At 60.4% G+C, this 18722-nt stretch carries 16 protein-coding genes; 1 reads left to right on the forward strand and 15 read right to left on the reverse strand.

Annotated elements, in window-relative coordinates:
• Nucleotides 1–4: 4 nt before the first annotated feature.
• From surE to MHH62_RS09510, 5 genes are read right to left on the reverse strand one after another with little or no spacing between them, the layout of a single operon-like run.
• Nucleotides 5–754: a 5'/3'-nucleotidase SurE gene (surE, locus tag MHH62_RS09490; protein ID WP_014717247.1), complete on the reverse strand. Its 750-nt coding sequence runs from the start codon at nt 752–754 to the stop codon at nt 5–7.
• Nucleotides 742–1800, reverse strand: a complete 1059-nt coding sequence (truD, locus tag MHH62_RS09495; RefSeq protein WP_032903247.1) for a tRNA pseudouridine(13) synthase TruD — start codon at nt 1798–1800, stop codon at nt 742–744. The genes surE and truD overlap by 13 nt, the downstream gene beginning before the upstream one ends.
• A complete protein-coding gene (ispF, locus tag MHH62_RS09500; RefSeq protein WP_003189207.1) occupies nt 1797–2270 on the reverse strand; it encodes a 2-C-methyl-D-erythritol 2,4-cyclodiphosphate synthase in 474 nt (157 codons plus the stop codon). The genes truD and ispF overlap by 4 nt, the downstream gene beginning before the upstream one ends.
• 54 nt (nt 2271–2324) lie before the next feature.
• Nucleotides 2325–3170 carry an S-formylglutathione hydrolase gene (gene fghA, locus MHH62_RS09505; protein ID WP_014717244.1) on the reverse strand — a complete coding sequence of 282 codons (846 nt, stop codon included), beginning with the start codon at nt 3168–3170 and terminating at the stop codon, nt 2325–2327.
• A gap of 8 nt (nt 3171–3178) precedes the next feature.
• Entirely contained in the window at nt 3179–4291 is a 1113-nt protein-coding gene (locus MHH62_RS09510) for an S-(hydroxymethyl)glutathione dehydrogenase/class III alcohol dehydrogenase (RefSeq protein ID WP_014717243.1), read from the reverse strand.
• Between the two features lie 109 nt (nt 4292–4400).
• Here MHH62_RS09510 and MHH62_RS09515 point away from each other — a divergent pair, with 109 nt between their 5' ends.
• Nucleotides 4401–5297, forward strand: coding sequence for a LysR substrate-binding domain-containing protein (locus tag MHH62_RS09515; protein WP_019817856.1), 897 nt, complete (start codon nt 4401–4403; stop codon nt 5295–5297).
• A 129-nt stretch (nt 5298–5426) separates the two neighbouring features.
• Here the strand turns inward: MHH62_RS09515 and ispD are convergent, their stop codons facing one another.
• From ispD to lpxB, 10 genes are all read right to left on the reverse strand, one after another.
• Nucleotides 5427–6134: a 2-C-methyl-D-erythritol 4-phosphate cytidylyltransferase gene (ispD, locus tag MHH62_RS09520; protein ID WP_339232858.1), complete on the reverse strand. Its 708-nt coding sequence runs from the start codon at nt 6132–6134 to the stop codon at nt 5427–5429.
• Nucleotides 6131–6409 (reverse strand): cell division protein FtsB, encoded by a 279-nt coding sequence (gene ftsB / locus MHH62_RS09525; protein WP_003189195.1) that lies wholly within the window; start codon nt 6407–6409, stop codon nt 6131–6133. The genes ispD and ftsB overlap by 4 nt, the downstream gene beginning before the upstream one ends.
• Nucleotides 6410–6580: 171 nt before the next feature.
• A complete protein-coding gene (gene eno, locus MHH62_RS09530; protein ID WP_003189193.1) occupies nt 6581–7870 on the reverse strand; it encodes a phosphopyruvate hydratase in 1290 nt (429 codons plus the stop codon).
• 157 nt (nt 7871–8027) lie between these two features.
• Complete coding sequence (kdsA, locus tag MHH62_RS09535) at nt 8028–8873, reverse strand: 3-deoxy-8-phosphooctulonate synthase (RefSeq protein ID WP_003189190.1); 846 nt, start codon at nt 8871–8873, stop codon at nt 8028–8030.
• A 5-nt stretch (nt 8874–8878) separates the two neighbouring features.
• Entirely contained in the window at nt 8879–10510 is a 1632-nt protein-coding gene (locus MHH62_RS09540; RefSeq protein WP_003189189.1) for a CTP synthase, read from the reverse strand.
• A 273-nt stretch (nt 10511–10783) separates the two neighbouring features.
• The gene (tilS, locus tag MHH62_RS09545; RefSeq protein ID WP_339232859.1) at nt 10784–12103 is read right to left on the reverse strand and encodes a tRNA lysidine(34) synthetase TilS; all 1320 of its coding nucleotides are present in this window, start codon (nt 12101–12103) and stop codon (nt 10784–10786) included.
• A gap of 174 nt (nt 12104–12277) precedes the next feature.
• On the reverse strand, nt 12278–13225 hold the full coding sequence (locus MHH62_RS09550; RefSeq protein ID WP_003189182.1) for an acetyl-CoA carboxylase carboxyltransferase subunit alpha: 948 nt from the start codon (nt 13223–13225) through the stop codon (nt 12278–12280).
• Between the two features lie 129 nt (nt 13226–13354).
• Nucleotides 13355–16876: a DNA polymerase III subunit alpha gene (gene dnaE / locus MHH62_RS09555; protein WP_236465949.1), complete on the reverse strand. Its 3522-nt coding sequence runs from the start codon at nt 16874–16876 to the stop codon at nt 13355–13357.
• A 76-nt stretch (nt 16877–16952) separates the two neighbouring features.
• Nucleotides 16953–17579: a ribonuclease HII gene (gene rnhB / locus MHH62_RS09560; protein WP_161793220.1), complete on the reverse strand. Its 627-nt coding sequence runs from the start codon at nt 17577–17579 to the stop codon at nt 16953–16955.
• Nucleotides 17580–17581: 2 nt separating this feature from the next.
• Nucleotides 17582–18721 carry a lipid-A-disaccharide synthase gene (gene lpxB / locus MHH62_RS09565; RefSeq protein ID WP_019817858.1) on the reverse strand — a complete coding sequence of 380 codons (1140 nt, stop codon included), beginning with the start codon at nt 18719–18721 and terminating at the stop codon, nt 17582–17584.
• Nucleotide 18722: the final 1 nt, after the last annotated feature.

Here is an 18722-nt window from a genome sequence, read left to right on the forward strand (position 1 = left end):
GCCATCAACGCAGTCCCTCCAGCCAGCCATCAAGGCCACTGAAGGCATCACTGAAGGTGCGATCAAACAGCAACGGGGTAACGGAGACATAGCCTTGCATCACCGCATGAAAGTCCGTGCCCTCGCCGCCATCTTCGGCGTCACCGGCCGCGGCGATCCAGTATCCTTCCTTGCCGCGTGGGTCGACCACCTTCAAGGGCGCCGCAGCACGGGCGCGATGGCCCAGGCGCGTGAGTTGGATACCGCGAATATGGTCGAGGGGCAAGTTGGGGATATTGACGTTGAGCACCGTACGCGGCGGCAGGTCCAGGGAGCCATGGGCCTCCACCAGCTTGCGCGCGTAATACGCCGCCGTCGCCAGATTATCCAATTGCCGCGAGGCAAAGGAAAAGGCAAAGCCGGTGCGGCCCAGGAAGCGCCCTTCAAGGGCGGCCGCCACGGTACCGGAATACAGCACGTCATCACCCAGGTTGGCGCCCAGGTTGATCCCCGAGACCACCAGGTCTGGCTGGTGCTCCAGCAGACTGTTGATCGCCAGGTGCACGCAGTCGGTGGGGGTGCCGTTAACGCTGATAAAGCCATTGGCCAGGACCCGCGGGTGCAGCGGACGGTCGAGCGTCAGCGAACTGCTGGCGCCGCTCTTGTCCTGGTCGGGGGCAACCACCACGCACTCGGCGTAATCCTGCAGCGCAGCATGGAGCGCGGCAAGACCGGGTGCGGTGGCACCGTCATCGTTTGATATCAGAATACGCATGGGCTGTCCGTCTGCCCCACCGGCACCAGATCAACAAGCTCGCGCACCAAGACAGTGGCGAAGCATCCGGCCGGCAGGACGAATTCCAATTGCAGAATGTCAGGCCCGGGATAATGCCACGTCAACCCGCCAATGGGCAGTCGCAGAATGCGACGTTCCTGGCTCATTCCCGCCTTCACCAGCCAATCACGTAGGTCAGCTTCGCCAGCGGCGACAGATTGTTCCAGCTCGTATGTAAGACCTTTCGCCGGCGAATCGCCCTCGCCCCACTGTGGGCCGGTGGGATGCAGGTCCAGGATCGCCAGGCGCGGGTCACTGCACTCAGCTTCCCCGGCCGGAAAAAAACTGCGACTGTCGGTAAACGCCAGCAGATCGCCAACTTGGGCTCGCTGCCATGAACCGTCGGCGACACGAGCCGCCAACACTTGGTTGAACAGGTAACTGCGAGCGGTGGACAGCAAGCGCGAGCGCACGTTGCGCTGCTCGGGCAGGGCCTTGCGGGCGGCCCACTCGCGAGCATCCACCACGTTGCCGCCGTTGTGGCCAAAACGCTGGGAGCCGAAATAATTGGGGATGCCGTGCCGGGCAATCAACTGCAGACGTGCGTCGATGGCAGCGGTGTCGCCGACCAGTTGGGTCAGGCGCAAGGTGAAGCCGTTGGCCGAATGAGCCCCACGCTGCAACTTGCGTTTGTGACGGGCGGTTTTCAGGATCTTGAGGGTGTCGTTTTCTGCGCCGCTCATGTCCGGGTCGGCCTTGCCGGGCAATTGCACGCTGAACCACTGGCGGGTCAGGGCCTGACGGTCCTTGAGCCCGGCATAGCTGACGGTGCGCAATGGCACCCCAGCAGCCTTGGCGATACGCCGTGCCGCTTCCTCAGTGTTCAAGCCGCGCTTTTCCACCCACAGCCACAGGTGCTCGCCGTCGCCGGTCAGCGGGATGTCCAGCACCTCATCAACCTGGAAGTCTTCGGCTGTGGCCTTGAGTACCGCGCTGCCCAGGGCCTCGCCATAGGCCCTCGGGCCCAGCAGTTGCAGGTCGTTCATGCGCGCAGCAACAAGGCTACGGAGTGCACCGCGATGCCCTCTTCACGACCGGTAAACCCGAGCTTTTCGGTGGTGGTGGCTTTCACGTTGACTTGATCCAATTCAATTTGCAGGTCTGCGGCGATCGCTGTGCGCATCGCTTCGATATGGGGGGCCATTTTCGGCGCCTGGGCGACGATGGTGTTATCGACGTTGCCAACCTTCCAGCCCTTGGCATGGATCAGGCCGACCACATGGCGCAGCAACACACGGCTGTCCGCGCCCTTGAAGGTGGGATCGGTGTCCGGGAAGTGCTTGCCGATATCGCCCAATGCAGCCGCGCCGAGCAAGGCATCGCTCAAGGCGTGCAAGACCACGTCGCCGTCAGAATGAGCCAGCAACCCATGGTGGTGTGCAATACGCACGCCGCCCAGGGTGATGAAATCGCCTTCAGCGAAACGGTGCACATCGTAGCCGTGGCCAATACGCATAAAAAAACGCCCCGATTTAATTCAGGGCGTGATTCTACCTACTTTTGCCTCAGATTAACCGAGCAAAGCACGACCATGATGCCGCAAATGGTCTTCGATGAAGCTGGCGATGAAGAAGTAGCTGTGGTCGTAGCCAGGCTGCAGGCGCAGTTCCAGCGGATGGTTGGCTGCCTTGGCTGCTTGCAGCAGGGCTTCGGGCTTGAGCTGAACGGCGAGGAAATCGTCGCGATCGCCCTGGTCCACTAACAGCGGCAACTTTTCCGAGGCTTCGCTGATCAGCACGCAGGCATCCCATTCACGCCACTTCGAGCGCTCTTCCCCCAAATAACGGGAAAAGGCCTTCTGGCCCCACGGACAGTCCATCGGATTGTTGATCGGCGAAAATGCCGACACCGACAGGTAACGTCCAGGGTTGCGCAGCGCACAGACCAGCGCACCGTGACCGCCCATGGAGTGGCCGCTGATGCCGCGTTTATCCGACGCAGGGAAATGCACCTCCACCAGTGCCGGCAATTCCTGCACCACGTAGTCATGCATCCGATAGTGCTTGGCCCAGGGTTCCTGGGTGGCATTGAGGTAGAAGCCGGCGCCGAGGCCGAAGTCCCAGGCATTGTCCGGGTCGCCCGGCACGCCGGGGCCACGGGGGCTGGTGTCCGGCGCGACGATAATCAAGCCCAACTCGGCGGCCATGCGCTGGGCGCCGGCCTTCTGCATGAAGTTTTCGTCAGTACAGGTCAAACCGGACAGCCAATACAACACCGGCAGCTTGCCGCCCTGCTCCGCTTGCGGAGGCAGGTAGACGGCAAAGGTCATGTCGCAACCGAGCACATCGGAATGATGCTTGTAGCGTTTATGCCAGCCGCCGAAGCTCTTCTGGCATGACAGGTTTTCCAGACTCATGGCCGACCTCAGAAGTGAATGACGGTACGAATGCTCTTGCCTTCATGCATCAGGTCAAACGCTTTGTTGATATCTTCCAGGCCCATGGTGTGGGTGATGAAGGTATCCAGCGGAATTTCACCGGACTGAGCCATTTCCACGTAGCTTGGCAATTCGGTACGACCGCGCACGCCACCAAACGCCGAACCACGCCAGACGCGACCGGTGACCAGCTGGAATGGGCGAGTGGCAATTTCCTGGCCAGCACCGGCCACGCCGATGATCACTGACTCGCCCCAGCCTTTGTGGCAGCACTCAAGGGCCGCACGCATCAGTTGCACATTGCCGATGCACTCGAAAGAGAAGTCCACGCCGCCGTCAGTCAGGTCGACAATCACGTCCTGGATTGGGCGGTCGTAGTCTTTCGGGTTGATGCAATCGGTGGCACCCAGTTGCTTGGCGATTTCGAACTTGGCCGGGTTGATATCAATAGCAATGATGCGACCGGCCTTGGCCTTGACTGCACCGATAATCGCCGACAGGCCAATACCGCCCAGGCCGAAGACGGCCACGGTGTCGCCCGGCTTGACCTTGGCGGTGTTGATCACCGCACCGATGCCGGTGGTGACACCACAACCGAGCAGGCAGACTTTTTCCAACGGCGCTTCTTTAGGAATCTTGGCCACGGAGATTTCCGGCAGCACGGTGTACTCGGAGAACGTCGAGGTGCCCATGTAGTGGAAAATCGGCTGGCCCTTGTAGGAGAAACGCGTGGTGCCATCCGGCATCAAGCCCTTGCCCTGCGTGGCGCGAATGGCCTGGCACAGGTTGGTCTTGCCACTCAGACAGAACTTGCACTTGCCGCATTCCGGGGTATACAGCGGGATCACGTGATCGCCCACAGCCACCGAAGTTACGCCCTCGCCGATGGCTTCCACCACTGCGCCGCCTTCATGGCCGAGGATCGACGGGAAGATGCCTTCCGGGTCAGCCCCCGACAAGGTGTAGGCGTCGGTGTGGCACACGCCGGACGCGACCACCCGCAGCAGCACCTCGCCAGCCTTGGGCATGGCGACATCCACTTCAACAATCTCAAGGGGCTTCTTGGCCTCGAAGGCTACGGCGGCACGGGACTTGATCATCCGGGTTTCTCCATCGGGTTAAAAACTGAGACGGTGAGTGTAAATCATCACCTATTGATGAATAATTCGGACTAAAGCAAAACATTATTGCTGTACAGGGACAATCACCATGCTGGAGAACCGCTGGGAAGGCATTGACGAGTTTGTCGCGGTGGCCGAATGCAGCCAGTTCACGGCGGCGGCCGAACGGTTGGGGGTGTCTTCATCCCATGTCAGCCGGCAAGTGGCGCGCCTTGAAGAACGCCTGCAAACCCGATTGCTGTACCGCAGTACGCGCAAGGTGACTTTGACCGAAGCCGGTCAGACCTTCCTGCAGCACTGCCAACGCCTGCAGGACGGTCGCGAGGAAGCGTTGCGGGCGGTGGGCGACCTGACCAGCGAACCCAAGGGCATGTTGCGCATGACCTGCGCCGTGGCCTATGGCGAACGCTTTATCGTGCCGCTGGTGACACGATTCATGGCGCACTATCCGCAACTGCGCGTGGACATCGAGTTGACCAACCGCTCGCTGGACCTGGTGCATGAAGGCCTCGACCTGGCCATCCGCCTGGGACGCCTGCAAGACTCGCGCATGGTTGCCAGCCGCCTGGCACCTCGACGCATGTACCTGTGCGCGTCGCCCTCCTACCTCGAACGGTACGGTCGGCCACACAGTTTGTCGGAGTTGAGCCGGCATAACTGCCTGATTGGCAGCTCGGATATCTGGCAAATGGCCCAGGATGGGCGGGAATTTTCCCAGCGCGTGCAAGGCAATTGGCGCTGCAACAGCGGGCAAGCGGTGCTGGATGCGGCGTTACAAGGCATGGGCTTGTGCCAGTTGCCGGATTACTACGTGCTGGAGCATCTGCACAGCGGGGCGTTGGTGTCGTTGCTGGAGGCTCATCAACCGCCAAATACTGCGGTGTGGGCGTTGTATCCGCAGCAGCGGCATTTGTCGCCGAAGGTGAGGAAGCTGGTGGACTTTTTGAAGGTGGGGTTGGCGCAGAGGCCGGAGTACAAGCATTGAATTGAGGTGGTCTGCACCGGCCTCATCGCGGGCAAGCCCGGCTCCCACAGTTGGACGTGTTGTTTGATGTGGCAGCGATCAAATGTGGGAGCTGGCTTGCCTGCGATGAAGCAGACCCGGCCTGACAGGTTACCGCCGGTTAGCCCAGCGCAACTTCAACCACTCCAGGTCTTCCGGCCGAGTCACCTTGATATTGTCCGAACGCCCTTCGATCAGGCGCGGCGCCTGCCCGGACCATTCCATGGCCGACGCTTCATCGGTGATCACCGCATCGGCCACCAGGCTGTCGGCCAAGGCGCGATGCAAGGCGCCCAGGCGGAACATCTGCGGCGTGTAAGCCTGCCAGATCAGGCTGCGATCAACGGTATCCACCACACGGCCATGCTTGTCGACACGCTTGAGGGTGTCGCGCGCCGGCACCGCCAGCAGGCCACCTACCGGATCGTCAGCCAGTTCCGCCAACAATTTGTCGAGGTCATCACGGCTCAGGTTAGGCCGCGCAGCGTCGTGCACCAACACCCAGTCGTCATCACTGGCGCCCAGGGCGTTGAGTTGCAGCAGCGCATTGAGCACCGAGCCGGAACGTTCCGAGCCCCCGTCGGCACGCTGGATACGCGGGTCAGTGGCGCATGCCAAGGTGGGCCAATAAGGATCGTCAATTGCAAGACTGATCACCAGGCCCTTGAGGCGTGGGTGGTCGAGAAAACAGCCGAGGCTGTGTTCGAGAATAGTGCGCCCGCCCAGTTGCAGGTACTGCTTGGGACGGTCTGCGGCCATACGGGCACCGACGCCCGCGGCAGGAATCACGGCCCAGAAGGCCGGTAAATCGTGGCTCATTGGGCCAACTGGTAGAGGGTCTCGCCCTCCTTGACCATGCCCAACTCATGACGAGCCCGCTCTTCAACGGTCTCCGTGCCTTTTTTCAGCTCAAGCACTTCAGCGTCCAGGACACGGTTGCGCTCCAGCAGGCGTTCGTTTTCGGCACGCTGGTCGGCAATTTGCTGGGTCAGTTCTTCCACCTGCGCAAAGCTGCCATTACCGACCCATAGGCGGTACTGCAGGCCAGCCAGCAACAAGAGCAAGACGAGGAACAACCAATTGGGACTGCGCATCGAAATCCGGGTATCCAGTTAAAAAAGACAGTCATGCAAACCTTTTGCAGCAACTGATAGCACAAAGCCTGGAAAAACCAGGCTTGCGCTTGTCAGTCAGCAGATTAGCGCCGAAATTCACACTGACGTGAGATTTCTGACGCAATCCGCCGACTTTTTACCATTTACTGCTTAGCCGCGAAACTCGCCGCGACCGTTGTACTTGGCTTTACCTGCCAACTGCTCTTCGATGCGCAGCAATTGGTTGTACTTGGACACGCGATCGGAACGGCACAGGGAACCGGTCTTGATCTGGCCCGCCGAAGTACCCACGGCCAGGTCGGCAATGGTGGAATCTTCGGTTTCGCCGGAGCGATGGGAGATCACGGCGGTGTAGCCCGCGGCCTTGGCCATCTGGATGGCTTCCAGGGTTTCGGTCAGGGTGCCGATCTGGTTGAACTTGATCAGGATCGAGTTGGCGATCTTCTTGTCGATGCCTTCTTTCAGGATCTTGGTGTTGGTCACGAACAGGTCGTCACCCACCAGCTGGATTTTTTCGCCGATCTTGTCGGTGAGGATTTTCCAGCCATCCCAGTCGGACTCGTCCAGGCCGTCTTCGATCGAGATGATCGGGTAGCGCTGGGTCAGGCCTTTGAGGTATTCAGCGAAGCCTTCGGAGTTGAACACCTGGCCTTCGCCGGACAGGTTGTACTTGCCGTCTTCATAGAATTCGCTGGCGGCGCAGTCCAGGGCCAGGGTCACGTCGGTGCCCAGCTTGTAGCCAGCGTTGGCCACGGCTTCGGAGATGACTTTCAGTGCGTCTTCGTTGGAGGCCAGGTTCGGCGCGAAACCGCCTTCGTCACCCACGGCAGTGCTCAGGCCACGAGCCTTCAGTACAGCCTTGAGGTGATGGAAAATCTCGGTACCCATGCGCAGGCCTTCGGAGAAGGACTTGGCGCCAACCGGCTGTACCATGAATTCCTGGATGTCGACGTTGTTATCTGCGTGCTCGCCACCGTTGATGATGTTCATCATCGGCACCGGCATCGAGTAGACGCCCGGGGTGCCATTCAGATTGGCAATGTGTGCGTACAACGGCAGGTCCTGGTCCTGCGCAGCCGCCTTGGCAGCTGCCAGGGACACCGCGAGAATGGCGTTGGCGCCGAGGCTGCCTTTGTTTTCAGTGCCGTCGAGCTTGATCATCGCGTGGTCCAGGGCTTTCTGGTCCAGCGGGTCCTTGCCCAGCAACAGGTCACGAATCGGACCGTTGATGTTGGCTACAGCCTTGAGTACACCCTTGCCCAGGTAACGGCTCTTGTCGCCATCACGCAGTTCCAGCGCTTCGCGCGAACCGGTGGAAGCACCGGACGGCGCGCAGGCGCTGCCGATGATGCCGTTATCGAGAAGCACGTCGGCTTCGACGGTGGGGTTGCCACGGGAGTCGAGAACTTCACGACCTTTGATGTCGACGATTTTTGCCATTGTTGTAAACACTCCAAAGTTGACGAAAACGACGCAGCTGAAGGAAATCTTTTGACCGACCGCAAGGGTGGAACAACGGGGCAGGCTTGCAGACGACAAGGCTCAGGCCCGGGGGCCTGAGCGTAAAGCGTGGGAAATTCTACCGGAGAAATGCCAGTTACGCGGTCTCTACCGTCGGAAAACTCTTGACCAGCTCGTCCAACTGCTTGAGTTGGGCCAGGAATGGCTCCAGCTTGTCCAGGCGCAGGGCGCATGGGCCATCACATTTGGCGTTGTCCGGGTCCGGGTGAGCTTCAAGGAACAGGCCCGCCAGGGACTGGCTCATGCCCGCCTTGGCCAGGTCCGTCACCTGGGCACGTCGCCCGCCAGCGGAGTCCGAACGACCACCGGGCATTTGCAGCGCGTGGGTCACGTCGAAGAACACGGGGTATTCGAACTGTTTCATGATGCCGAAACCGAGCATGTCCACCACGAGGTTGTTGTAGCCGAAGCTCGAACCCCGCTCGCAGAGGATCAACTGGTCGTTACCCGCTTCCACGCATTTGCTCAGGATGTGTTTCATCTCCTGAGGAGCGAGGAATTGGGCTTTCTTGATGTTGATCACCGCGCCGGTCTTGGCCATGGCGACTACGAGGTCGGTCTGGCGCGACAGGAAGGCCGGCAACTGGATGATGTCGCACACCTCGGCGACCACGGCAGCCTGCTCAGGCTCGTGGACGTCGGTGATGATCGGCACGCCGAAGGCTTGCTTGATGTCCTGGAAGATCCGCATGCCTTCTTCAAGGCCCGGGCCGCGATAGGAGGTCACGGACGAACGGTTGGCCTTGTCGAAGCTGGCCTTGAAGACGTAAGGGATACCCAGTTTCTGGGTGACCCGCACGTACTCCTCACACACCTGCATCGCCATGTCGCGGCTTTCCAGCACGTTCATGCCGCCGAACAGCACCATGGGCTTGTCGTTGGCAATCTCGATGTCGCCTACGCGAATGATCTTCTGGGCCATCAGGTTTACGCCTTCTTCTGATGTTGCGTCAGTGCTGCTTTGACGAAACCACTGAACAACGGGTGACCGTCGCGCGGCGTCGAGGTGAACTCCGGGTGGAACTGACACGCCACGAACCACGGATGATCCGGTGCCTCGACCACTTCAACCAGCTTGCCATCACCGGAGCGGCCGGAGATTTTCAGGCCAGCTTCTTTGATCTGCGGCAGCAGGTTGTTGTTCACTTCATAGCGGTGGCGGTGACGCTCGACGATCACGTCCTTGCCGTAGCAGTCGTGTACCAGCGAGCCAGCTTCCAGCAGGCAATCCTGTGCACCCAGGCGCATGGTGCCGCCCAGGTCGGACGTTTCGGTACGGGTTTCAACCGCGCCAGTGGCGTCTTCCCACTCGGTGATCAGACCCACGACCGGATGGCCGCTGCTGTGATCGAACTCGGTAGAGTTGGCGTCTTTCCAGCCCAGCACGTTACGGGCGAACTCGATAACGGCCACTTGCATGCCCAGGCAGATACCCAGGTACGGCACCTTGTTTTCACGGGCGTACTGCACGGCAGTGATCTTGCCTTCCACACCACGCAGGCCGAAACCGCCGGGAACGAGGATAGCGTCAACACCTTCGAGCAGCGCAGTGCCCTGGTTCTCGATGTCTTCGGAGTCGATGTAGCGCAGGTTGACCTTGGTACGGTTGCTGATACCGGCGTGGCTCATGGCTTCGATCAGCGACTTGTACGCGTCCAGCAGTTCCATGTATTTGCCGACCATGGCGATGGTGACTTCATGCTCTGGGTTGAGCTTGGCGTCGACAACCGCTTCCCACTCGGACAGGTCTGCACCGCCGCACTGCAAGCCGAAACGCTCGACCACAAAATCATCCAGGCCTTGCGAATGCAGAATGCCCGGGATCTTGTAGATGGTGTCGGCGTCTTCCAGGGCAATCACCGCACGTTCTTCAACGTTGGTGAACTGCGCAATCTTGCGGCGCGAGGAAATGTCGATCGGGTGATCGGAGCGGCATACCAGCACATCCGGCTGCAGGCCGATGGAACGCAGTTCCTTGACCGAGTGCTGGGTAGGCTTGGTTTTGGTTTCGCCGGCAGTGGCGATGTACGGCACCAATGTCAGGTGCATCAGCATCGCGCGCTTGGCGCCGACTTCGAAACGCAACTGGCGGATGGCCTCGAGGAACGGTTGGGACTCGATGTCACCCACGGTGCCACCGATCTCGACCATGGCCACGTCAGCATCGCCTGCACCCTTGATGATGCGGCGCTTGATTTCGTCGGTGATGTGCGGGATCACCTGGATGGTTGCACCCAGGTAGTCACCACGGCGCTCTTTGCGCAACACGTGCTCGTAGACACGGCCGGTGGTGAAGTTGTTGTTCTGGGTCATGGTCGTGCGGATGAACCGCTCGTAGTGGCCCAGGTCCAGGTCGGTCTCGGCGCCGTCGTGGGTGACGAACACTTCACCGTGCTGGAACGGGCTCATGGTGCCCGGGTCGACGTTGATGTACGGGTCCAGCTTGAGCATGGTGACCTTAAGTCCCCGCGCCTCCAGGATGGCCGCCAATGAAGCGGAGGCAATGCCTTTCCCCAATGAAGAAACAACACCGCCCGTGACGAATATGTAGCGCGTCATGAAAAACCCTAGAAGTCTGCGTTAAAGCGGTCCGAGCCGCCGGGGAAAGCGAAGGAAGGCCGAAGCCCCCGATCACCTGCATTAATCACAGTGCACCTTTCAAAAAAACCGCCGCGTTGTGACAGACCAGCAATGAAACACCGGTACGTTGATCGCTACACATTTTTTGGAATCGCCCAGCAAAGACTGCTTGGTAATCGGCAACGACTGCGATTCAGGCGAATCCACAGAAGTTGTATCAAGAAGGGAGCGTAGTCTACCGGAAAGGCGCTATCAGCTCAAACCTTGATCGCAGGTCTGTGGCAACCAATCCAATTGCACCTCACCCATCGACCGGGCCCATGCCCCCGCAACGCTTGGCACAGCCAGCAATTGCTCGCCCCGATAGACCAGCGGCAATCTGCCACGGACGAAGCCCGGCATGCCGCTTTCATTCAGCAGACGCTTGAGATCGCGCCGGCCTCGGCCCGGTACGTCGATGATTTCGCCACCCTGGCGATAATGCACCTGCAGCGGGCCTTCGGGGGCCTTGCCGATAAATCTCAGTTGACCATTGCCCGTTAACTCTAGTGGATTTTGCGGATCGGGCCAGCTCACCGATGCGTCGGAAAACTCCGACCATGTTGTGGGCAACCACCAGATGCGTTCACCGCTACGCTGCATTTGGCCGTCGGCCAGGCGCCACAGAGGCTGTGCGTCACGCTTGGCATCGCGCAGGGCATGCCAACCGGCCCAGTGATCGCTGTCGGGTAAACGGGTCAGTGGCATGAGCCAATGCCGCAGGGCGTTACGCTGGCGGGCATCGGACAATTCACGCAATGGTTCAAGCGCCAGGGACTGCAGAGGCAACCAGGGAAACGCAGAAGGCTGATCGGCGCGCTGCAGGTCCATCAGCGCCAATTCGTCGAGCAGCCCCTGAGCCTCAGCCATGTGTTCAGCCGTGCGAGCCAGGTGGGTGATGGCCTGGGGCCAGCGCTCCGTCACGGCAGGGAGTACACGGTGACGCAAGTAATTGCGGGAAAACCGGGAATCAACGTTGGAGGGGTCTTCGATCCACTGCAACTGATGCTGATGGGCGTAGGCTTCCAGCTCGCTACGGGTGCACGCCAGCAACGGCCGCACCAAGCGGCCTTGGGCCAACGGGCGATGCTCAGGCATAGCCGCCAACCCTCGCACACCAGCGCCACGCAGCAGGCGAAACAGCAGGGTTTCGGCTTGATCGTCGCGATGCTGGCCAGTGAAAAGCACCTCCCCTGCCCCCATGATTTGCATGAACGCTTGGTAGCGCGCATCGCGCGCCGCACGTTCAAGGCTCGCGCCGGGCCTCACCTGCACACGCATGACGCGCAAGGGTACGCCCAGGCTGTCGCAGACCGATTGGCAATGAGCAGGCCACGCCTCGGCAGCAGCTTGCAGGCCATGGTGGACATGGACGGCGCTGACAGGAGGCAGATTTTCGATGTTGGCCAGTGAGACCAGGAGGTGCAGCAGGACGGTGGAGTCGAGACCGCCGGAGAACGCGATATGCCAGGCCGGGGCGTTGCGCCAGGGGGCCAGGGTGTGCAGGAGTGTGGCCGACAGGGTTGGTTTCATCACACGTCACCGCCGCAAAGCTTGAATACGTTCGTCAGCATACACAAAGCAAATGTGGGAGCCGGGCTTGCCCGCGATGCAGGCACCTCGGTGTATCAGTGATACCAAGGTGATGCTATCGCAGGCAAGCCAGCTCCCACACAAGCCGGCTACTACATTGGGTACAGCGTCGGCTTAGAGGCCGTAGCTCATCAGGCGCTCATAACGACGAGCCAACAGCGCTTCGTTATCCAGCTTCTTGAGCATCGCCAGTTGCGACCCCAACTCGGCACGGATGGTCGCAGCAGCGGCAGCCGGATCACGGTGAGCGCCGCCCAGTGGCTCGGCGATGACCTTGTCCACGATACCCAGGCCTTTGAGGCGATCGGCGGTGATGCCCATGGCTTCGGCAGCGTCCGGCGCCTTTTCGGCGGTTTTCCACAGGATCGAGGCACAACCTTCCGGCGAGATCACCGCGTAGGTCGAGTACTGCAACATGTTCAATTGGTCGCAGACACCAATGGCCAGGGCACCGCCGGAACCACCTTCACCGATCACGGTGGCAATGATCGGGGTTTTCAGGCGCGCCATGACGCGCAGGTTCCAGGCAATCGCTTCGCTCTGGTTGCGCTCTTCGGCGTCGATACCCGGGTAGGCACCCGGCGTGTCGATGAAGGTCAGGATCGGCATCTTGAAGCGCTCGGCCATTTCCATCAGGCGGCACGCCTTGCGATAGCCTTCCGGGCGCGGCATGCCGAAGTTGCGGCGTACTTTCTCGCGCACTTCACGGCCTTTCTGATGACCGATCACCATCACCGGCTGATCGTCCAGGCGAGCGATACCGCCCACAATGGCCGCGTCGTCGGAGAAGTGACGGTCGCCGTGCAACTCGTCGAACTCGGTGAAGATGTGTTCGATGTAGTCCAGGGTGTAGGGACGGCGCGGGTGGCGAGCCAGGCGCGCGATCTGCCAGCTGGTCAGCTTGCCGAAGATGTCTTCGGTGAGCGTGCTGCTCTTGTCTTGCAGGCGAGCGATTTCATCACCGATGTTCAGCGAATTGTCATTGCCGACCAGGCGCAGCTCTTCGATCTTGGCTTGCAGGTCAGCGATCGGCTGTTCGAAATCAAGAAAATTCGGGTTCATAAGCGTCCGTCTTGGGTCGACGGCCAAGGGGTGCCTGGCCAGCCGGTTGTCTATTCGCGCCCTACCTTAAGGGAGAGGCGCGTTTAGGTCGAGATTAAATGTTTAGTCGAGATCAGATCTATCTGACCGTCAACGGTATTGGAGGAAGACGTTGTCTCGCCCGAACTGGTCACGCAAAGCTTGAATCAAGCCATCAGCGGGATCAATTCGCCACGTCTCACCAAACTGCAACATGGCCTTGGCATCGCTGCCGGTGTACTCCATGGTCACCGGGCATGCGCCACGATGGCGTTTTAGCAGGTCACCCAACCAGCGTAGCTGATCGCCTTTAAGCGCTTCGGTTTTGACCTTCAGGCGCAGGCTTTCGGCCAGGTTGGTGCGGGCGTCCTCCATGCTCATCACGCGCTTGATGCGCAGGCGCAGGCCACCGGAGAAGTCATCATTGCTGACCTCCCCTTCCACCACCACCATGGCGTCGGTCTGCAACAGCGATTGGGCGGAGTGAAACGCGTCGGCAAACAATGACGCTTCGATGCGGCCCGAGCGGTCATCGAGGGTGATGAAGCCCATCTTGTCGCCCTTCTTATTTTTCATCACCCGCAGGGCGATGATCATACCGGCGACGGTCTGGGTATCCCGCGCCGGTTTGAGGTCGATGATGCGCTGACGGGCAAAACGGCGGATTTCGCCTTCGTACTCGTCAATCGGGTGACCGGTGAGGTACAGGCCCAAGGTGTCTTTTTCACCCTTGAGGCGTTCCTTCAGAGTCAGCTCCTTGGCCTTGCGGTGATTCGCGTAGACATCCGCATCCTCTTCGACGAACAGCCCGCCAAACAGGTCGGCGTGGCCGCTGTCATGGGTACGAGCGGTCTGCTCGGCGGCCTTGATCGCCTCTTCCATGGCGGTCAGCAGCACCGCCCGGTTACGATCGATATTGGCCTGGTAAGCCTTGGGCTCATCATGAAAATACGGGCCAAGACGGTCGAGTGCGCCGCTGCGGATCAGGCCATCGAGGGTACGTTTGTTGATGCGCTTGAGATCCACCCGCGCGCAGAAATCGAACAGGTCCTTGAACGGCCCGTCCTGACGCGCTTCGGTAATGGCCTCCACCGGACCTTCGCCCACGCCTTTGATCGCGCCGAGGCCATAGATGATGCGGCCTTCGTCGTTCACCGTGAACTTGAACTCCGAAGCGTTCACGTCCGGCGCGTCGAGGCGCAGCTTCATGGTGCGCACTTCCTCGATCAAGGTCACGACCTTGTCGGTGTTGTGCATATCCGCCGAGAGTACCGCCGCCATGAACGGTGCCGGGTAGTGGGCTTTCAACCAGGCGGTCTGGTACGACACCAGGCCATAGGCGGCGGAGTGGGATTTGTTGAAGCCATAACCGGCGAATTTTTCTACCAGGTCGAAGATGTTACCGGCCAGGTCGGCATCGATGTTGTTGGTGGCGCAACCTTCAATGAAACCGCCGCGCTGCTTGGCCATTTCCTCGGGCTTTTTCTTACCCATGGCGCGACGCAGCATGTCCGCACCGCCGAGGGTGTAGCCGGCCATCACCTGGGCGATCTGCATCACCTGTTCCTGGTACAGGATGATGCCGTAGGTCGGCGCCAGTACGGGCTTGAGGCCCTCGTACTGGTAGTCGGAGTGCGGGTAAGCCAGCTCGGCGCGGCCGTGTTTACGGTTGATGAAGTCATCCACCATGCCCGATTGCAGCGGGCCCGGACGGAACAGGGCCACCAGTGCGATCAAGTCTTCCAGGCAGTCGGGCTTGAGCTTTTTGATCAGCTCCTTCATGCCCCGGGATTCAAGCTGGAACACCGCCGTGGTTTCGGCTTTTTGCAGCAGGCTATAGGTCGGTTTGTCGTCCAGCGGGATAAACGCGATATCCAGCGGTTCTTCGCCGACCTTGGCACGGTCGCGGTTGATGGTCTTGAGTGCCCAGTCGATGATCGTCAGGGTCCGCAGGCCGAGGAAGTCGAACTTCACCAGGCCGGCGGCCTCCACGTCGTCCTTGTCGAACTGGGTGACCAGGCCGTCGCCTTCTTCATCGCAATAGATCGGCGAAAAGTCGGTGAGCTTGGTCGGCGCAATAACCACGCCACCAGCGTGTTTACCGACGTTACGCACCACGCCTTCGAGCTTGCGCGCCATGTCCCAGATTTCGGCGGCTTCTTCATCGACCTTGATGAAGTCGCGCAGGATTTCTTCCTGCTCGTAGGCTTTTTCCAGGGTCATGCCGACTTCGAACGGGATCATCTTCGACAGGCGGTCGGCCAAACCGTAGGACTTGCCCTGCACCCGCGCCACGTCGCGAATTACCGCTTTGGCGGCCATGGAACCGAAGGTGATGATCTGACTTACTGCGTTGCGGCCGTATTTCTCGGCCACGTATTCAATCACGCGGTCACGACCATCCATGCAGAAGTCGACGTCGAAGTCGGGCATGGATACCCGTTCCGGGTTCAGGAACCGTTCGAACAGCAGGTCATATTCAAGCGGGTCAAGGTCGGTGATCTTCTGTACGTAGGCCACCAGCGAGCCAGCACCTGACCCCCGGCCCGGACCTACCGGCACGCCGTTGTTTTTCGCCCACTGGATAAAGTCCATTACGATCAGGAAGTAGCCGGGGAACCCCATCTGGATGATGATATCCAGCTCGAAATTCAACCGATCGACATACACCTGGCGCTTGGCTTCGTAGTCCTCGGTGGTGTCCTTGGGCAGCAGGACGCTGAGGCGTTCCTCCAGGCCATCGAACGACACTTTGCGAAAGTATTCGTCGATGGTCATGCCATCGGGAATCGGGAAGTTGGGCAAAAAGTGCTTGCCCAGCTTTACTTCGATGTTGCAGCGCTTGGCGATCTCGACGGAGTTTTCCAGGGCCTCGGGCAAGTCGCTGAACAGCTGCGCCATTTCCTCGGCGCTTTTGAGGTACTGCTCTTCGCTGTAGTTCTTCGAGCGGCGCGGGTCATCCAGGGCCCGGCCTTCACCGATGCACACACGGGTTTCGTGGGCTTCGAAGTCTTCTTTCTTGATAAAGCGCACATCGTTGGTCGCCACCAGCGGCGCACCCAGCTTATCGGCCAGGGCGACGGCAGCGTGCAGATGCTCTTCATCGTTGGGACGGTTGGTGCGCTGGACTTCCAGGTAGAACCGGCCTGGGAACACCTGCATCCACTCACGCGCCAGCACTTCGGCTTCCTGAGGGTTGCCGCCCAGCAGCGCGATACCGATTTCGCCCTCTTTGGCCGCCGAGAGCATGATCAGGCCTTCGCTGGCTTCGGCCACCCACTCGCGCTCGATGATGATCGAGCCGTTACGCTGGCCATCGATAAAGCCACGGGAGATCAGTTCGGTGAGGTTGCGATAACCCACGCCGTTCATCGCCAGCAGGCTGATGCGGCTCAGGGGGTTATCCGGGTCTTTGTTGGACAGCCAGAGGTCGGCGCCGCAGATCGGCTTGATGCCGGCGCCCATGGCGTTCTTGTAGAACTTGACCAGGGAACACATGTTGTTCTGGTCGGTAACCGCGACCGCAGGCATGTTCATGCCCACCAGGGTTTTGACCAGCGGTTTGATCCGTACCAGGCCGTCGACCAGGGAGTACTCAGTGTGCAGGCGTAGATGAACGAATGAAGCCGGCATAGTGATCCTGTCTTGATACATGAAAACAACAAGGCCCGGATTGTACCGGGCCTGGGTAAAAACATCAGCCTTGCTGCTAAACCTCGATCAGACTTTCACGGGCCTCATAAGCCTGGCGCACCGGGGCAAACGAGCGGCGATGGATCGGGGTGGGGCCGAGCCGAGCCAGAGCTTCCAGATGAACGGGGGTCGGGTAGCCTTTATGGCCACCAATGCCGTAGCCGGGATAGATCAATTCGAACGCGGCCATTTCACGGTCGCGGCTGACCTTGGCCAGGATCGAGGCAGCCGCAATGGCCGGAACCTTGCTATCGCCCTTGACCACCGCTTCGGACGGCATTGTCAGTTTAGGGCAGCGGTTACCGTCGATCATCGCCATTTTCGGGGTGATGTGCAGCCCTTCCACAGCACGCTGCATCGCCAGCATGGTGGCGTGCAGGATATTCAGCTCGTCGATTTCTTCGACTTCAGCCCGGGCGATATGCCAGCTCAGGGCTTTTTCACAGATTTCGTCATAGAGTTTTTCGCGACGGGCTTCGGTGAGCTTCTTCGAATCGTTGAGCCCCAGGATCGGGCGGTTCGGATCAAGGATCACCGCCGCCGTAACCACTGCGCCACAGAGCGGACCGCGCCCGACTTCGTCAACACCCGCCACCAGTTCGTGGGCCTGGGCAACGAGGCTGAAATCCAGGCCCATTTGCATGGTCATAAGGCTTCCTGTTTATGGCCGATCAAGGTCAACACGGCGTCGGCCGCCTGGTTCGAGGCGTCACGGCGTAACGTGCGGTGAATATCGTCGAAACCACGGGTCTGCTCTTCGCCGCCGTCGATCAAGGGTAGTAGGGTTTGCGCAAGCGCGTCGGGCGTTGCATCGTCCTGCAACAACTCCGGCACCAGCAGGCGCTGGGCCAACAGGTTGGGCAAGGAAATGTAAGGGCTCTTGACCATGCGCTTGAGAATCCAGAAGGTCAGTGGCGCCAGGCGATAGGCCACGACCATCGGCCGCTTGTACAGCAAGGCCTCAAGCGTGGCGGTGCCCGAGGCGATCAACACCGCATCGCAGGCTGCCAGGGCCAGGTGGGACTGGCCATCGAGCAGCGTCAACGGCAGGCTGCGACCTTCCAGCAGGGTTTCGATCTGGGCACGGCGTTGTGGGCTGGCACAGGGCAGTACAAAGCGGATCCCCGGCTTTTGCGCCTGGAGACGTTCGGCGGCATCAAAAAACAGCGCTCCCAAACGTCCTACCTCGCCGCCACGGCTCCCTGGCATCAACGCAACCAAGGGGCCATCGCGCAAGCCCAGCTCGGCACGCGCAGCCGCACGATCAGCTTGCAAGGGAATGGCGTCAGCCAGGGTGTGGCCGACAAACCGCACCGGCACGCCCTTCTCTTCGTAGAACCGGGCTTCGAATGGCAGCAAGGTCAGCATCAGGTCGCAGCCTTCGCGGATTTTCAACACACGCTTCTGGCGCCACGCCCACACGGATGGGCTGACGTAATGCACGGTCTTGATACCGGCCTGGCGCAACTTGAGTTCGATATTGAGCGTGAAGTCCGGCGCATCGATGCCGATAAAGACGTCAGGCTTTTCTTCGATCAGTGTCTTGATCAACAGCTTGCGGCGAGCCAGCAGCTCACGCAGGCGCCCCAAGACTTCCACCAGCCCCATGACCGACAGGCGCTCCATGGGGAAGTAGGAGGTCAGGCCTTCGGCCTGCATCAACGGGCCACCGACCCCGATAAATTCCACCGCCGGATGCTGGGCCTTGAGCGCCCGCATCAAGCCGGCACCCAGGATATCGCCGGAAGCTTCACCGGCCACGAGCGCAATACGCAGAGTGGCCATG

Origin of the sequence: Pseudomonas sp. FSL L8-0168, assembly GCF_037976155.1 — a bacterium.
Classification (GTDB): domain Bacteria; phylum Pseudomonadota; class Gammaproteobacteria; order Pseudomonadales; family Pseudomonadaceae; genus Aquipseudomonas; species Aquipseudomonas paracarnis.

What these genes read in the sequence shown, in the direction of transcription:
- surE (WP_014717247.1), bottom strand. Translation starts at nt 754, where the DNA reads ATGCGTATTCTGATATCAAACGATGACGGTGCCACCGCACCCGGTCTT.
- truD (WP_032903247.1), bottom strand. Translation starts at nt 1,800, where the DNA reads ATGAACGACCTGCAACTGCTGGGCCCGAGGGCCTATGGCGAGGCCCTG.
- ispF (WP_003189207.1), bottom strand. Translation starts at nt 2,270, where the DNA reads ATGCGTATTGGCCACGGCTACGATGTGCACCGTTTCGCTGAAGGCGAT.
- fghA (WP_014717244.1), bottom strand. Translation starts at nt 3,170, where the DNA reads ATGAGTCTGGAAAACCTGTCATGCCAGAAGAGCTTCGGCGGCTGGCAT.
- MHH62_RS09510 (WP_014717243.1), bottom strand. Translation starts at nt 4,291, where the DNA reads ATGATCAAGTCCCGTGCCGCCGTAGCCTTCGAGGCCAAGAAGCCCCTT.
- MHH62_RS09515 (WP_019817856.1), top strand. Translation starts at nt 4,401, where the DNA reads ATGCTGGAGAACCGCTGGGAAGGCATTGACGAGTTTGTCGCGGTGGCC.
- ispD (WP_339232858.1), bottom strand. Translation starts at nt 6,134, where the DNA reads ATGAGCCACGATTTACCGGCCTTCTGGGCCGTGATTCCTGCCGCGGGC.
- ftsB (WP_003189195.1), bottom strand. Translation starts at nt 6,409, where the DNA reads ATGCGCAGTCCCAATTGGTTGTTCCTCGTCTTGCTCTTGTTGCTGGCT.
- eno (WP_003189193.1), bottom strand. Translation starts at nt 7,870, where the DNA reads ATGGCAAAAATCGTCGACATCAAAGGTCGTGAAGTTCTCGACTCCCGT.
- kdsA (WP_003189190.1), bottom strand. Translation starts at nt 8,873, where the DNA reads ATGGCCCAGAAGATCATTCGCGTAGGCGACATCGAGATTGCCAACGAC.
- MHH62_RS09540 (WP_003189189.1), bottom strand. Translation starts at nt 10,510, where the DNA reads ATGACGCGCTACATATTCGTCACGGGCGGTGTTGTTTCTTCATTGGGG.
- tilS (WP_339232859.1), bottom strand. Translation starts at nt 12,103, where the DNA reads ATGAAACCAACCCTGTCGGCCACACTCCTGCACACCCTGGCCCCCTGG.
- MHH62_RS09550 (WP_003189182.1), bottom strand. Translation starts at nt 13,225, where the DNA reads ATGAACCCGAATTTTCTTGATTTCGAACAGCCGATCGCTGACCTGCAA.
- dnaE (WP_236465949.1), bottom strand. Translation starts at nt 16,876, where the DNA reads ATGCCGGCTTCATTCGTTCATCTACGCCTGCACACTGAGTACTCCCTG.
- rnhB (WP_161793220.1), bottom strand. Translation starts at nt 17,579, where the DNA reads ATGCAAATGGGCCTGGATTTCAGCCTCGTTGCCCAGGCCCACGAACTG.
- lpxB (WP_019817858.1), bottom strand. Translation starts at nt 18,721, where the DNA reads ATGGCCACTCTGCGTATTGCGCTCGTGGCCGGTGAAGCTTCCGGCGAT.